The 14,995-nt window shown below is 39.1% G+C and carries 12 protein-coding genes; 5 read left to right on the top strand and 7 right to left on the bottom strand.

Translation table 11 applies throughout. From position 1 onward, the window contains the following. Positions 1–190: 190 nt before the first annotated feature. Complete coding sequence (locus tag RM049_RS14840) at positions 191–901, bottom strand: pentapeptide repeat-containing protein (RefSeq protein ID WP_322704700.1); 711 nt, start codon at positions 899–901, stop codon at positions 191–193. Positions 902–1,158: 257 nt separating this feature from the next. Here RM049_RS14840 and RM049_RS14835 point away from each other — a divergent pair, with 257 nt between their 5' ends. Beyond that, positions 1,159–2,370: an FAD-dependent oxidoreductase gene (locus RM049_RS14835; RefSeq protein ID WP_322704699.1), complete on the top strand. Its 1,212-nt coding sequence runs from the start codon at positions 1,159–1,161 to the stop codon at positions 2,368–2,370. Between the two features lie 240 nt (positions 2,371–2,610). On the opposite strand, the gene RM049_RS14830 is transcribed toward RM049_RS14835, so the two are convergent. Together RM049_RS14830 and RM049_RS14825 are read right to left on the bottom strand one after the other, a co-directional pair. Continuing rightward, positions 2,611–4,428: a tetratricopeptide repeat protein gene (locus tag RM049_RS14830; protein WP_322704698.1), complete on the bottom strand. Its 1,818-nt coding sequence runs from the start codon at positions 4,426–4,428 to the stop codon at positions 2,611–2,613. Between the two features lie 209 nt (positions 4,429–4,637). Further along, positions 4,638–7,805: a plasmid replication protein, CyRepA1 family gene (locus RM049_RS14825; protein ID WP_322704697.1), complete on the bottom strand. Its 3,168-nt coding sequence runs from the start codon at positions 7,803–7,805 to the stop codon at positions 4,638–4,640. A 670-nt stretch (positions 7,806–8,475) separates the two neighbouring features. Between RM049_RS14825 and RM049_RS14820 the strand changes: the two genes are divergently transcribed. The 3 genes from RM049_RS14820 (at position 8,476) to RM049_RS14810 (ending at position 10,244) form a co-directional block, all read left to right on the top strand. Beyond that, positions 8,476–8,673, top strand: coding sequence for a hypothetical protein (locus tag RM049_RS14820; RefSeq protein ID WP_322704696.1), 198 nt, complete (start codon positions 8,476–8,478; stop codon positions 8,671–8,673). A gap of 302 nt (positions 8,674–8,975) precedes the next feature. Next, positions 8,976–9,158, top strand: coding sequence for a hypothetical protein (locus tag RM049_RS14815; RefSeq protein WP_322685756.1), 183 nt, complete (start codon positions 8,976–8,978; stop codon positions 9,156–9,158). 285 nt (positions 9,159–9,443) lie between these two features. Further along, complete coding sequence (locus tag RM049_RS14810; protein ID WP_322704695.1) at positions 9,444–10,244, top strand: hypothetical protein; 801 nt, start codon at positions 9,444–9,446, stop codon at positions 10,242–10,244. Positions 10,245–10,332: 88 nt separating this feature from the next. Here the strand turns inward: RM049_RS14810 and RM049_RS14805 are convergent, their stop codons facing one another. From RM049_RS14805 to bchB, 4 genes are all read right to left on the bottom strand, one after another. Beyond that, complete coding sequence (locus RM049_RS14805; protein WP_322704694.1) at positions 10,333–10,632, bottom strand: Txe/YoeB family addiction module toxin; 300 nt, start codon at positions 10,630–10,632, stop codon at positions 10,333–10,335. After that, positions 10,613–10,903, bottom strand: a complete 291-nt coding sequence (locus tag RM049_RS14800) for a type II toxin-antitoxin system Phd/YefM family antitoxin (RefSeq protein ID WP_322704693.1) — start codon at positions 10,901–10,903, stop codon at positions 10,613–10,615. Before RM049_RS14800 ends, RM049_RS14805 begins: the two co-directional genes overlap by 20 nt. A gap of 136 nt (positions 10,904–11,039) precedes the next feature. Next, on the bottom strand, positions 11,040–11,957 hold the full coding sequence (locus tag RM049_RS14795; RefSeq protein ID WP_322704692.1) for a DUF5677 domain-containing protein: 918 nt from the start codon (positions 11,955–11,957) through the stop codon (positions 11,040–11,042). Between the two features lie 130 nt (positions 11,958–12,087). After that, positions 12,088–13,614, bottom strand: coding sequence for a ferredoxin:protochlorophyllide reductase (ATP-dependent) subunit B (gene bchB / locus RM049_RS14790; protein ID WP_322704691.1), 1,527 nt, complete (start codon positions 13,612–13,614; stop codon positions 12,088–12,090). A 546-nt stretch (positions 13,615–14,160) separates the two neighbouring features. Here bchB and RM049_RS14785 point away from each other — a divergent pair. Further along, positions 14,161–14,850 carry a Uma2 family endonuclease gene (locus RM049_RS14785; RefSeq protein ID WP_322704690.1) on the top strand — a complete coding sequence of 230 codons (690 nt, stop codon included), beginning with the start codon at positions 14,161–14,163 and terminating at the stop codon, positions 14,848–14,850. Positions 14,851–14,995: the final 145 nt, after the last annotated feature.

Genomic DNA, 14,995 nt, shown 5'->3' with positions numbered 1-14,995 from the left:
GAATTACGCTGAAAATAGAGAATGAGGAGAGAGGCAATTAATCACGGCTCTACTAAAGAGTAGGGAAAAATTTTTCATTGACTTGCATTCTTCTCTTTAATCCCCTCTTTAATAAGGGTAGGGAAGACAAAGCGTGGTTTTGCTGGGGTGGAGTTTTTAGCGTTTAATAAGCAATCAAGCGGATATGATATTACTCAGAAAATTTGGTTTCTCTGAGGTTTGCTTCATCAAGTATGGTGTCATAAAGAATTGCTCCATGCAAGCTAGCTAGATATAAACTGGCACGATGCAGGTTAGCTTTCTCTAGATTAGCTTTCTCTAGATTAGCTGCACTGAGGATTGCTCCTTCTAAGTTCGCTAGATATAAATTAGCTCCTTCTAGATTAGCTGCACTAAGTATTGCCCCCGCTAGATTTGCTTTTCTAAGATTAGCCCCAGCTAGATTAGCTTGATAGAGATTTATCTGTTGGAGATTCGCCCCTTTCAAGTTTGCTCCTCTGATATCCGTGAAGCTCAAATCGAGTTGCTCATTTACTGGGTCTTTGTTTGCATCTCTTCTGGCGATAACAGTCAGCGCGGCTTGAATATCTAAACGAATTTTTGTTGACACGTGGCTCGTTACTTCCTCTTGGGGTATATAAGGAGCATTTTTTCGTACAAAACTAGTAAGAATATCTACGATCGTCCAATGGTACTGTGGATAGGTATTAGCAATTTGTTCTAAATCATTGATTACAGCTAGACTGATTTCTAGAGTGTTATTTTCTAGCTGTTGGCTTGCTATTCTGAAGCGTTGTTTTAGCGACTGATGCTGATTTTGTTTAACTTGTTTCTGGAAAACAGGTATCCGCAGGAATATTTGGGATAGCTGGATGTGACTTTTTGATAAAATGTTTTTCATGGCATGAAAGGCATTAATAATTAATGAAAATAAATTTCAATTTCTAATTTTGTTGAATAAATTATTTACGTCTGCTATTGTTTCATACATAGTTAATACTAAAATTTATTTATGGAAACTACAAAATGGAAAATATAACTTCTTCCTTAAGTAGACATTCCCAATAATCAGTTGTATTCACTAGTCTTTAGTCTTCACGGACAATTAACTCTCGTCATGATAATTTTGATTTATTTATAATCATTGATTAACTAAAAATGACTATTAAACCTCAGCAAAATATACAATCAATAGTTAAAAATTTGGTGTTCATTGGTGGCGGTCACAGCCATGCTATTGTTATAAAAATGTTCGGTATCAAACCGTTAACAGGAGTACGCTTGATACTGATTACCACAGCATCAGAGACAGCCTACTCTGGGATGTTACCAGGACATATTGCCGGATTTTACAGCCACAATGAATGCCATATTGACTTGCAACCCTTGGCGAACTTTGCTCAAGTACAATTGTATATTGACACAGTAGTTGCCCTTGACTTAAAAAACAACAAAGTTCTTTGTGATAACGGACTTGCGGTAGATTTTGATGTGCTGTCTATTGATATTGGCAGCACTCCAGCCATACTGTCTGTATCAGGTGCGGCAAAATATGCGATCGCAGCTAAACCAGTATCGCAGTTATTAGAGCATTGGTATGAACTAATTGAAGCTGTAGGTAAAAATCCTCAAGAACCAATTAGGATTGCGATCGTCGGTGGTGGCGCTGGCGGTGTAGAATTAGCGCTATCGATGCAATCTCGTTTACATCGGATTTTGGACGATCGACAACTTATTCAAAACCTAGAAATTCATTTATTCCAGCGCGGACAAGAACTGATGCCCAATTATCATCAATCAGTACGGCATCAACTTCAGCAAATTTTAACTGACCGAGGTATTAAGTTACATCTGGGAGAATCTGTGTGTAAAATTGCACCTAAAACCCATAATGAAGCTAAAGAAATATTTGAAATTAAATGTGAATCTGGTTTGACAGTAGAGTGCAACAAGATTTTCTGGGTAACACAAGCATCAGCACCCGAATGGTTAAAAAATGCTGGACTAGCAACTGATGAGCAAGGTTTTATTTTGGTAGAAGACACGTTGCAATCTCAAACGCACCCGCAGGTATTTGCTGCTGGTGACATTGCCACAATGGTAAATCATCCGCGTCCGAAAGCTGGGGTATTTGCTGTTAGACAAGGTAAACCTTTGTTTGAGAATTTGCAGCGAATTTTATTAGGCAAGCCACTCAAACCTTATAAGCCACAGAAACAATATTTGAGTTTAATTGGTACAGGAGACAAACGAGCGATCGCTACCAAAGGCATCTTTACTTTACCACCTCACAAACTCTTGTGGCATTACAAAGATTGGATTGACCGCCGCTTTATGGAACGCTTTCGCTTTGAAGAAACAAAGGAGTAGAAAGTGGGTAAGAAGCAGGGGGCTGGAGGGAGAATAAAATTACCTCTTTCCCCTCTGCCTCTTTCTAATGACTAATGATATCATGTCCGCCAAATTACCCATAATAAAAGAACCCCACCCCCAACCCCTCCCCGCAGGCGGGGAGGGGAGACGAAGCGTAGCTTTGGCGGGGTGGGGTTCTTCGGATTTAATAAGTAATCAAGCGAACATGATATGACAAATGACAAATGACAAATCCCCTCATCTAAGCTGTTCAATTAGCTCAATAATTTGTTGGTAATACTGAATATTCCCTTCTTGGTAATATAAGTCTGCGGATTTCTGAAAATCTTTAATTGCTCCCTGAGAGTCTCCCAAATTCCGGTAGACATCTGCTCGCAGGATGTAAGCTGAAGCCCAATTAGGCTGACGCTGTAAAGCTTGATTTAAGTCTGCAAGCGCTCCTGGTAAATCTCCCAATAGAGAACGACTACGACCCCGATTGTACCAGTCTTCGGCAAAGCTGGGGTCGATCGCGATCGCTCGACTGTAATCTTCTATTGCCCCTTGATAATCTTCTAGGGCATAGCGAGCATTAGCGCGATCGCTGTAAAATGCAGCTGATTGGGGATTTATTTGCAAAGCTTGGGTGTAATCTGCGATCGCACTTTCATAAGCTTCTAAAGCATAATGGGTGGAACCTCGGTTGTAATATGCTTCAATTAAATCAGGATTAATTTTTAATGCTTGGTTATAATCTGCGATCGCTCCTTGTTCATCTCCTAAAAGACGACGAGCATTTCCCCGATTGCAATACGCTTGAGAAAAATCAGGAACAAGCTCTATGGCTTGAGTGTTATCATCAATTGCACCCTGTAAATCTTGCAGGGCTTCACGAGCAATACTCCGACCATAATAAGCTGCGGCTAAGTTATCATTAATTTGCAATGCTCGATCGTAATCTTTAATTGCGCCTTTATAATCTCCTATAGAACGACGAGCCGCCGCGCGATCGCAATATCCTTCTGCTAAATTAGGATTGAGTTGTAATAGGCGATTGCTATCTTCAATTGCACCTTGATAATCTCCCAATCGCCGACGAGCATTAGCGCGAAAGCCATATACTAAAGCGAGAGTCGGATTTTCTTGTAATGCTCGATCGTAATCTGCGATCGCACCCTCATAATCCTCAAGAGTACTACGAACCAGACCACGCTCACAATAAGCTTGCACATCATCAGGATTCAGCTTTAATGCTTGGTTAAAATCTTCAATTGCTTCATGATAGTTTTTGAGGTGAGCAAGCACCAAACCCCGATTATAGTACGCTCCGGCAAAGCTGGGGTTGATTTTTAGAGCCTGGTTGAAATTAGCGATCGCACTTTGATAATCTGCTAAAGCATAGTAGGCATTACCTCGGTTATGATAAGCCTCTGCCAAGTTCGGATCTAATTGTAATGCTTGGTTATGGTCAGCGATCGCTTCTTGATAATTGCCTAAAATATGATGAATATTGCCGCGATTGCTGTAAGCTGCGGCAAAATGGGGATGCCATTGTAAAGCTTGCTGAAAATCTGCGATGGCTCCCTGACGATCGCCACGTTCAAAACGAGTTACGCCGCGATTATGATAAGCGTTAGCAATATCAATATTGATATTATCAGCTAATTGGGTACTCATTTCGATTGTTTGGATATAATCTGCGATCGCTTTGTCGTAGTTTTCCAAAGCAAAGTAGGCATTCCCGCGGCTGTGGTAAGATTGCGCCAGATTAGGATCTAATTGCAATGCTACGTTATGATCTGCGATCGCTCCTTCATAATCGGCTAAAAAGTAACGAGCATTAGCGCGGTTGTAAAAGGCTATGGCAAAATTAGAATTAATTTCGATGGCGCGATTGAAGTTAGCGATCGCAGTGCGATAATCTTTGAGACCACTTAAAATCAGCCCTAGATTATGGTAAGCTTCGGCATAGTCAGGATTTAACTTGATTGCTTGCGTGTAAGCTGCGATCGCGGCTTGATAGTCACCTTGCAAATTTTGGTTTAATCCTTGGTTAAAAAAATCTTCCGCATTCATATAATTTTTTTTGCTTTTGACATTCTCTAGCCTAAAGCTTCGAGATTGTTAACAATATGTTTTGAAAATCATTTTAACTACTATTGTACCTGTTGCAACGAGGTCTATTTAAACTCAGATACTAACAAATCATCACTATATGTTCTTTTTAACTTTCATCTTTAATTATCTTCCGTAATAATTAATCAGCGGTTAACTATTCAGAATTGCTATATCGTTGATAACGGAAGAGTAGACATAGACACCATCTGGTTCGCTTTTTCAGACTTCGTTTGCATAATTTCAAATTTCCAGTCTGAGGAATAATTAGGCAACTCATAACCAATACTCTTAACATGAGCCAACATCAACTCATCTCGTTGATGCCAAACAGCAAATATTTTCTCCCTGCCATCATATAACGTTTCTAAATCAATTTGATAAACCTGATTCACTCGTTTCAGCTTCAAACCCAACAAATTTAACAGTCGGCCAAGTATTTTTATTGCTGAAACCTGCTCTTTCTCTCCGACTAAATTAATGCCAAGCGCTCTTTTAATATGCTTACTATGCTGGAAAGCAATATTTTTCAGCAAGATTAAATCTGTATCGTTATCATTAAATTCGCGTTTTTTTTCGAGAAACTGAAGCATTCCTAAAGCTCTCATAGCTTCAACTTTGAGCGTATAAGTTTTTAAATCTGGGAGAAAAACTTTCCCTTCACCCCAAGACAATTGCTGATGCCATTCTTGTTCGTCTTTAACGTGAAAATACTCGCTTTCATGAGTTAAATAATAGTGAATTAACAACTGACGATAATATCCTTGTTCATCCTGTAATTTCAGCCAAGGAGTAATTTCTACACCATATCTTTGTCTAAGAACATATTTATTAATTTGATTGCGTTCTCCATCTGTTAGGGAATGCTTAACTAACATTTGCTCATATTCTACATAATAAATATCTTTAACATTAGCGACAGCAGTTGCTACCGATAGTTGGTTTTGCTGCTTAATGTCTTTAATTTTACGTTTGATTTCTTTAGCCTTTTGACGGCTTTGTGCCCAATCCTTTTGAACTTTAACAATTTCTAAAATTAACCTTTTGCGGGTAGCTAAATCCTCGGCATCGGTTGCCAAAAAGGCCAGGCGTAAATCTCGAATAATGTTATTGTGAACCGCATTACTCCGCACCTGAATTTGATGCCCATCAGCAATTAAACCATCTTGCATCGATTGCCGATAGAGGCGAATAGAAGCATTCACTATTGCAGATAACTTTGCCCAAGTTCGCAAATGAATCGGATCATAAACTAAGGGTAAATCCACATCTATTTTATGTAGGGGACTCAGCAAAGCTAAGTTTTCTTTTTGATTTTCTTGATACCAATCAGATAACAAACGATAATTTGTACTCCCGCTACCAATTAAACCAATACCTCGTTTAGCACACCAGACAACACGCGGTACATCATCCCGGACTCTTGCTAACGCTTGTCTCGCTTCCGAGTCAGGAATTACCCCTTGAAAAATTCCATAAACACGGTCGAAATGTTGGACATCAATACTAATTCCCGTACCAAGGCTAGGAGTAACAAAAACGCCGTCATATTCCGAGATTTTTTGATTAATCGCTGCGATAAAATCAACTGCTGCGTGACCAGGTGTATTTGTAGTGTGACTACTAACTACCAGAGTTTTAGGAAATTGTCGCCGTAATTTTTGTAACCTTTCTTTCAAATAACGTTCAATTGTTTCACAACTATAACGCCCAGCCCGACTATCAGTAGTAACATAACATTTACGTCCAGCAAGTAAATCCAATTCTAGTTGGTGAATTAGCGGTGTTGGATTCGGTGAATCATAAAAAGTTATGTCCCAACCTTGCTGAGGTTTCCACTGATTGAGAACTACCCAAGGTGTTAATTTAATTCCTGCCAATCCCTGTAAATATTCAAGTGAAACATCTGATAAATCAGCATCTTGAGCAATTACTAACCCCCCACTTGTTAAAACTGTTGCAATGAGTTGCTGGAATAACTTTAATATTTTTACCCGTTTATGCTTACAAGTATTACTGTTTAACAGATGCCATAAAGATTGCTCTACTTCATCTAAAATTACTATTGCTCCCCGCCAATGTTCTGGGTTAAGTTTCCAAATCGAATCAACGCACAAGCCGATAGATTGCTGAGGGAATAGAGAGCGCAGTATGGGAGGAGCAGGGGTAAGTGTTTTATTAATCTTTTTCTCCCCATCTTCTTTATGTGTTCCCCATTGAATACCAATTTTTTCACACAAGAATCGTCCAAGTAGGATTCTGTGAGTAATTAATAAAACGGGTTGATTTCGACTTTTTGCTTGTTGAACAACGCCTTGTAGCGCGGTAGTTTTCCCCGTTCCTTTCGCTGATTTGACTCCTACTAATCCAGAGGTGGGAAAAGGTATTTCACCTATATAAGGACGGTTGAAGGTAAGTGCAGCAGGAATACTTAACTCGGTGTGGGGTTTGGTTTGAGCAAGATAAATTTCTAAATCAACACTTTGGCGATAAACTTTCTCAAAACTATTTGCACCCTTAGCAACAATAAACTCATCAACCCCTTTTTCTATTCCTGGAAGTTCGATGACTTTTACAGAACAATTTTTTTGCTGAAATAAACAGCCAAGTTGAGAAATAGCATTATTTACAGCAGCAATTGTCTTGGGTTGAGTTTCAAAATCAAAGCAAATGTAAAAGCTGCGCTTTGTAATCGCAAACGCTGCTAAATCGGGAATTAGCTGACGACGCGTAACTTTGCCAAATTCATCTTTCACAACCCGATAACCACTGGTAATTCCGGGAATGGCAATAGCTACATATCCTTGCGTCAACAAGGTAGCTGCTTTCTTTACACCCTCGCAGATGACGAGGGGGATGTTCTGTTGCATCACCCATTGCCAAAAGCCTTCAGCCTCGCCATCAGGAGTAATGGTGATATTGTCGGGCATGGCCAGATTGTAACGCCCAGCGACTTGCTGCCACACTTGCAACGTTACCCGCAAACAAAACACTCGCGTTGGTGTGCTGGGGGGATGCTCGTACTTGATGGACTTGCCATTGTGATTTTGTCGGGGTTGGTTTGGCTTAAAGCATCCCCATTCCATCATTTGCCAATTATTCAGAGGGTCTAGTCCCGAACACCACCAACCACCTTCTGTGATATGAGCGTAACGCTGCAACCAACTACTTTTTACCATTCCGGTATTGGTGCGGGGAAGTAGCTCAGAAATTAACAGGTACTCATAAGCTGTTACACCTTGGAGCGACCTAAAATTGAGATGCACTAAGTGTAAGTCTATACCACTACTCTTGACTAATTCTTCAAGGTGTTGGGGGTGTAAATAGTGCAGATGCATAGGGAAAGGCGCGAAGGGAAGACAATGAGATTAAAACAGTAACATGCATCTGCTTTTTTTTAATACGCGATATTGCGAAGCTTCTACGATGCTTTTTTTACTTCGTTACCGGAGACACATCGGTTAGAACTGTAGTGGGTTATTCTGCCTATTAGATCCCGGAAGTAATAATTTTGTATTGTGATATTTGTTCGCTTTTAATTTTTATTTATCAGTAAATTTCTGCGTTAAGGAATGCGATCGCTACATGACATCGCTATGAGCTAATATCTTCATATACTTCAGCAAAGGCTTGACACTGAGCATCCACTCTGTAGGACGCCTATAACCTCTCTGGATGAATAAAGCCAAAAACGCTGACTCTACATAACACTTGAACTCCGCTCCAAAGGTTTGAGATAGCCTTGGGTGTTAATTTTTCTTTGCGATCGCAGCTAATACAGATACCTCAACGTAAAACTTTTACTCCAGTAGCACGGTAACTTCTCAAGCTGATTGGAGGTAAAATAAACAACAACTTTTAAAATAAGTTCAATCTGCTTTATAAACCCTTTGCTTTTAGTTGCGAATGTTAGGAAATATGGCTTTGTACTTTTTCATTTTTCCGTGTGTTTGTTTCATCACTGGCTATTTTTTATTCAAAAATAGAAATAATGAAATCTCACATTTAGTGACTGTATTTGCAGCTATCAGCCTGATTTTGGGTTTAATGTTGGCTCCTTGGCAGATTTTACTTCTACTGTTAACTCTTATTCTTATCAGTACAAGCTACGAGTATTATACAAACAAAATAGTCAGCAGAGAAACACAATCTACACAACAGCCAGTTCCCAAATCGGAACCAGATTATCACTTAATCTACCGTTGAGCTTCCTATCGTCATGACCTCAACCCCAAATTAGATGGAGAAACCACACCATCAGTAACCCATAAGTTGAGCTTTCGGGGATGTATTTATGTTGTTGGCGCCGATCCTAATACGCAATCGACTGGAATCATTACACCACAAGCAACTCATAAGTTGAGCTTTCGAGGAAGCACCTATTCTATAAATAGAACTACGCACAGAGAAATTAAAGAGCAAGGTAGTTATAAACTTGGTGCAAGTCTTTGAAAGTTTACATTTTATTGGCTCATATCTTTCAAATCCAAGAGGCGATACAATGGGCTATGACAATCTCTAACACTACACTACCGATGAGGTACTGGTGCTATTTATGCCAAATTCTGCTATGGCACCTGCAATTTAATGTCATTTATAGACTTTATGTTCAGCAATATGCGATACCAAAGGAGAGCCTAGCAGCGATCGCACATCCTCGACTATTGCCTACCGAACTCAATGCTATTTGATTATGCGATCGCTATAAATCATCACCATTTTAAGAAATACCTCATACAGATACTTTGAGAAATGGTATTAATATATGGCTTTGTCAAGATTCCTAAACCGCAAATAATGTTAAAAAATAAGAAAATATTGTGGAAACTACTATTGAGAAAGTTTATTTTTTATATAAGTGAAGTGGAACTTCTTTAGTAAAAGAGATATCTAGTTAGTTTGATTATTAACTATTCACTCCTTAGAGAGGCGGTTAGTCTCCAGAAATAGACAACATATTTTTAAAGTGTAAAATTATGTGGAAATCAAAGTTAGTATTTAGATTGATACTGTCGGCTGCGGCGATCGCCACTAGCGTGCAGCTAAGTTCAGTAAGTAACTATGCTATTGCTGAAAGTGCATCTTCCAATCCGACTGTTGAATCTGGGCAACAAAATCAAGCTTTAGAAGATGCTAAGGTTGCAATAGCAGGAGTTGGTATAGGAGCGATCGCAGGCTTACTAGTTTCTGGTTTATGGTATCAGAAACGTCGTTACCGCAAAATCCAGTCACGTGCCAAAATAAACCGCTTTCGTGAAGAGTTTCTCTGCGGCTCTTTAGCAGATTATTACTTATCTAATTCTAAAGCAAATTCTTCACCTACAAATTCTCGGAAAACTTTACCAACACCCACTAAAGAAGAATTCCCTAATTCTGAGGAAACTTTCGTAACGCCAATTAAAAAAGAAATATCCGATCCCTCTACCTCTGAAAAAAATAATTTAGCAGCAGATATGTCAACTGCACTATCTGACTGCTACTATAAGTTAATTGAGGAAATTGTTAATACTGACCTCAAAGGTCAAATCAGTTCTAAAGATTATATATATCGTCAATTAGTAGAAAATGTGAGCAGTGGTAATGATGAAATCTTTGAACGCTGTTTGAGCGATCGCTTGCATTCCACCCAATCTGAACTACATAAAGTAATAAATTCTCCGAGTTTATTCCAAAAAGAGACTCCTGAGTTAAAGAAAGCTCGTTTAAATCGCACCTTGAAAGCATTACAAAGTATTCAAGGGGAATGGGAAAAAATCCAAAAACAAACACTAAATTAAGCTTCAGTTAACCCAACTGTGCAAAAAATTCTCACGGACTGAAAAGTAAGAAACTTTTCAGTCTTGTTACCAAATATAACTAGCATTTTCAGTAATGATATCGAGCTTGAAGAAAATCAATTCGGTCATTACTTACTAGATAAACAATCCGGTGTTCTTGAGTAAGTCGCCGCGGCCAAGCATCTGAATCTAAGTATTTCAATGGTTCAGGTTTACCAATACCTGTAAAAGGATCTCGCATAATCGCTTCAACCAAGTTAAAAACGCGAAGCGCAGTTTTGCGGTTTGTTTCTACCCAATATACGAGGTCTTCCCGAAATTCTGGATGAAATACAGCATCTCGAACTTTATTTTCTTGGGGTTGGGTTTCATCCTTCTTCTTCGTCAATTCCCAACTTCTGACGTAGTTCGTTAATATTTTGAGGTTTTAAAGTTTTAGCTTTTGCTCTTTCCAAAGCAGTTAACAGACAGACTGCATTTTTAGGTGAACGAAGTAAATGAGATGTTTCTAGTAAACTATCTAGTTCATCAACAGCAATTACGGCGACGCTTTCGCCTTCTTGTCGGTTAATAATTACCATTTCTCTATCTGCAACCACTTGAGCGCAGAGTTTGGCTAGATTTTTACAAGCATCAGTCAAGTTTGTCTGGTTGGACATGGTGGGGAATTTCCTAATACTTTAGGCTTTACAGTACATAATAGCTTGACTGGTTGGAAGCGCGATCGCTATTGGCTTTTCTTCATCTAATGTCAAAACAACAGATTATTTTTATATCTTTCACTTTAAGCCAAGATTAGTTTATCTCACATCTCAAAAATTGAATAAATTTCTCTAATCCTTTAAAAATATCAGGGTAATTTGTTTGCACTTGTATCTCTTCTTCTAGCTCTGGAAACTCATCTAATATGTCTTCATTTGCAATATTCAAATAAAATGTAATCGTAAGAATAATTTTTTCTAGATCATCTATTGAAATAGGATTTGAAGGTTTAGAAATGGAATAGGGACTTATATGGACAAAGTTGGATAGATACTTGTATAAAAAGCTGTATCTTTTATTAATCTTTTCTTTATCCTGCTCACATACAGTATTAATTTTTACTAATCTGTTTAAAAGTACATCATAATGCTTTATGAAGCATCCATTAGCCTTGATCACAGCTTTATCGAAATCCTTAGAAAATAAATCTTTACATTTTCCATCCTTAAGAAGATTTTTATATTTTTCATTTTGTAATTCTATTTGTTTATAATATTCATTTTTATGAATTTTGTTTTTTAATTCATCTAATTGTTCTCTTAGCTCTTTTAAGTCCGTTTGTTCTCCTACCTGTTTTAAATCAGTCGCTTTTAATCGCCTAATCATTTCTTGTCTTTCCAAAATATCATGTATTTCAAACATGAGAAATCTAAATTTAAACTCGGACTCATTAATATCAGCAGATGTTAAATAATAAAACGTTTTGTAAGACTCAATTATGCTTCTTGTTAAAATTGCTACCGATGAAAAATCAACAAAATTTGGGTTGTCAATATTTTGATTTAAAATGCGAAAAATAGTTGTGCTGGTAGACTTCATTCTATATAAAATATGATGCCTTAATTTATTTTTATCATCTAATTTTTCATAAGTTTTATTCAAAAAATTAAAAACTTGATTAGTTAGAATGAGAGATGACTTAAAAATCTCTAATAGTTCTGAGTAATTCATACTTATTACTTTGGGAAATTTTGGTTAGTTCAATTTAATCTTTCTCATATTTCATAACTAAAAGAAAAAAGATTAGGGTAAAGAGTATACATAACTCCTCACCCCTCAATCTTATGAATTAAACTCTAAACTAAGCTCCAACAGCTTCCTTCGCAGCGTACAACACCTCAGCGTTGATTTCTTTAAAACCGCGATCGCGCGCAAATTTTTCAGTATTACGCTTAACTTTCCCGCGCACAAATCCCGGAATCTTATTCAATTCTGCTTGACCATCTTTTGTCCAATTCAAATCAGAATCAGCAGAAATTCCCCTAGTAATTACTTCTTTGGTATCGTGACCGCCAAAGATTTCTAATAGGTGATCTTCCATTCCCAAAGTGAAGGAATTGTAGATCAAATCTGTAATCTGATTTGTACCTTCGTAACCCATAAATGGTTTGTAACCAATAGGGAAGTTTTGGACGTGGATGGGTGCAGCAATTACACCGCAAGGAATATCTAAGCGCTTACCAACATGGCGTTCCATTTGCGTGCCGAAAATGGCAGAGGGTTCGACACGAGCGATCGCATCCCCAATTGCACCATGATCTTCGGAAATTAGCACTTCATCGCAATACTCGCTAACTTGTTCGCGGAACCAGTCTGCATCATATTTACAGTAAGTTCCAGCCCAAACAACATGAATCCCCATTTCTCGCGCCAAAATCTTGGTAATGGCGGCGGCGTGGGTGTTGTCACCAAAGACTACAGCTTTTTTGCCAGTCAAGTTTTGACAGTCAATCGAACGGGAGAACCAAGCAGCCTGAGAGACATGTAAGGTTTGCTCATTGATGAAGTCTTCATAGTCAACTTCTGCGCCTTGAGCGTTAATTACCTGCTGAATCTTGCGAATACAACGGGCAGTTTCCACTACGCCCATTGGAGTAATGTCTATATAAGGTGTGCCAAATTGTTCTTCCAGGTAACGGGCTGTAGTCAAACCTAATTCGCGGTAAGGCACTAGGTTAAACCAGGCTTTGGGCATCTTTTTCAAGTCATTCACCGAAGCACCTTCGGGAATTAAGGTATTTACCTCAATTCCCAAGTCAGCCATCAACCGTTTGAGTTCGGTGCAGTCGTGATTGTTGTGGAAACCGAGGGTGGTAGTACCGATAATGTTAACTGAGGGTCTTGCTGTTTTGCCCTCTGCCAATTCGCCCCGCTTCCGGGCTTTTTCAATGTAGTATTGGACAATTTGATCCAAAGTGCGATCGGCGGCTTGCAGTTCGTTGTAGCGGTAGTGGTTCACATCCGCCAGCATGACATCACCTTTCGCTTCCAACTGCGCCCGTTCGACAAAGTTGTGCAGATCCTCTTGCAAAATGCTGGAGGTGCAGGTGGGAGTTAACACAATCAAATCTGGGTGTTCCTCAGCATCCTTGCGGGTGATGTTATCTACCACCTTTTCTTGGGAACCGCGTGCTAAAACGTTGCGATCGACGACACTGGTTGTCACCGGAGTAAAATCCCTTTCCCGCGATAGCATAGAGCGCATGACGTTGAAGTAATCATCGCCAAGTGGGGCGTGCATGATCGCATGAACATTTTTAAAAGAACTAGCGATTCGCAGAGTGCCGATGTGGGCTGGGCCAGCATACATCCAGTAAGCCAATTTCATGTTTGTGTCTCCCTTTTAAACTCAAATAACTAAGTAAATGGGCGTAAAAAATATAAGATAGAGCTTACCATCAACCCCTTTGGTGCGTAGTTTACCGCCGTAGGCATCGCCCAGTGTGCCGTTGGTAGAGAAGGGGAGAGGTTTGGAGAGAGGTATTATCTTTAATTCAGCCCATTTACTTATAACTGCTTGATTATTAAATCGTTTCTGATTTTCTCAAACCTGCTGGCTGAAAAAAAATAAGGTTTGTTGCGGGTTTTAGGGGAGGCGATATGGCTGAAATCTATTTACTGCTTGGGATACAGCTATCAATTTCAACAACATTGCTGGTGATTTTGTAAAAAAATCTTAATGTTTCAGTAAATTAGACCTAACAAGAACAGCCCCTTCCCTACTAGCCTTGGAGAGTAAAATTCAAAGCCTCTCTCCTTTTAGGAGAGAGGAATGGACGTGAGGTCAGAAGTCCCTCATTCCCTACTCAGCAGCGTTTTTACCTAATTCGCTAAGATGTACACAAGCTCATTTTCACAACAATTATGGTGAAATATGGTGAAAACACCCTCCCAGCTTTGGACAATTCCTCCTTTGGAAAATGGCGACAAACTCACCCGTTACGAATTTGAGCGTCGCTACAATGCCACCCCTAACCTGAAAAAAGCTGAATTAATCGAAGGGATTGTCTATATTATGCCTGCTGCTTTGCGTTTCCGAAGTCACGGTCAACCGCATGGTTGGATTTTGACATGCCTTGGTACTTACGAAGCTGCGACTCCTGGTGTAGCGTTGGGAGTTGAACCTACCGTCCGCTTAGACTTAGATAACGAACCTCAACCCGATATTGTTCTGTTGATTGAACCGGAAGCAGGTGGTCAAACGCGGCTGAGTGAAGATGATTATATTGAAGGTGCGCCAGAGTTAGTTGTGGAAATTGCTGCTAGTAGTGCGGCTATCGATCTTCATGGCAAAAAACAGGCTTATCGTCGCAATGGTGTTAAAGAATATATAGTTTGGCAAGTTTTAAACCAAAAATTGACTTGGTTTTCTCTGGAACAGGGTGAATATCTAGAATTAGTACCTGACAATGAAGGTATTTTGCGAAGTCGGGTATTTCCAGGCTTGTGGTTAGCGGCGACGGAGTTATTAGCAGGTAATATGCAGGGTGTGTTGAAGGTTTTACAAGCAGGTTTACAGTCTGCTGAACATGAGGATTTTATCCAGAAATTGGCTAGTGATTAACCCTTTCTAAATAGGTAAAATATCTTAACCAATTATGTTTTCACACCAAATTCTTCTGCTTTAGTATGTATAGTTAATTCAGCAGATATTTCAGAATTTTTGGCAGCCGTCATAATAATTCATGGCTTTCGTTATTACATCTAGT

It is taken from the genome of Nostoc sp. DedQUE04 (assembly GCF_034530995.1).
Lineage (GTDB): Bacteria > Cyanobacteriota > Cyanobacteriia > Cyanobacteriales > Nostocaceae > Nostoc.
Note: the sequence above shows the minus strand (reverse complement) of the source record. Positions and strands in the feature narration are given on the sequence as shown.

Bases quoted from the DNA above. Each gene is read 5' to 3' on its own strand.
- bchB (WP_322704691.1), bottom strand. From the start codon at position 13,614: ATGAAATTGGCTTACTGGATGTATGCTGGCCCAGCCCACATCGGCACT.
- RM049_RS14800 (WP_322704693.1), bottom strand. From the start codon at position 10,903: ATGTCCAACCAGACAAACTTGACTGATGCTTGTAAAAATCTAGCCAAA.
- RM049_RS14795 (WP_322704692.1), bottom strand. From the start codon at position 11,957: ATGAATTACTCAGAACTATTAGAGATTTTTAAGTCATCTCTCATTCTA.
- RM049_RS14830 (WP_322704698.1), bottom strand. From the start codon at position 4,428: ATGAATGCGGAAGATTTTTTTAACCAAGGATTAAACCAAAATTTGCAA.
- RM049_RS14810 (WP_322704695.1), top strand. From the start codon at position 9,444: ATGTGGAAATCAAAGTTAGTATTTAGATTGATACTGTCGGCTGCGGCG.
- RM049_RS14835 (WP_322704699.1), top strand. From the start codon at position 1,159: ATGACTATTAAACCTCAGCAAAATATACAATCAATAGTTAAAAATTTG.
- RM049_RS14815 (WP_322685756.1), top strand. From the start codon at position 8,976: ATGACAATCTCTAACACTACACTACCGATGAGGTACTGGTGCTATTTA.
- RM049_RS14785 (WP_322704690.1), top strand. From the start codon at position 14,161: ATGGTGAAAACACCCTCCCAGCTTTGGACAATTCCTCCTTTGGAAAAT.
- RM049_RS14840 (WP_322704700.1), bottom strand. From the start codon at position 901: ATGAAAAACATTTTATCAAAAAGTCACATCCAGCTATCCCAAATATTC.
- RM049_RS14825 (WP_322704697.1), bottom strand. From the start codon at position 7,805: ATGCATCTGCACTATTTACACCCCCAACACCTTGAAGAATTAGTCAAG.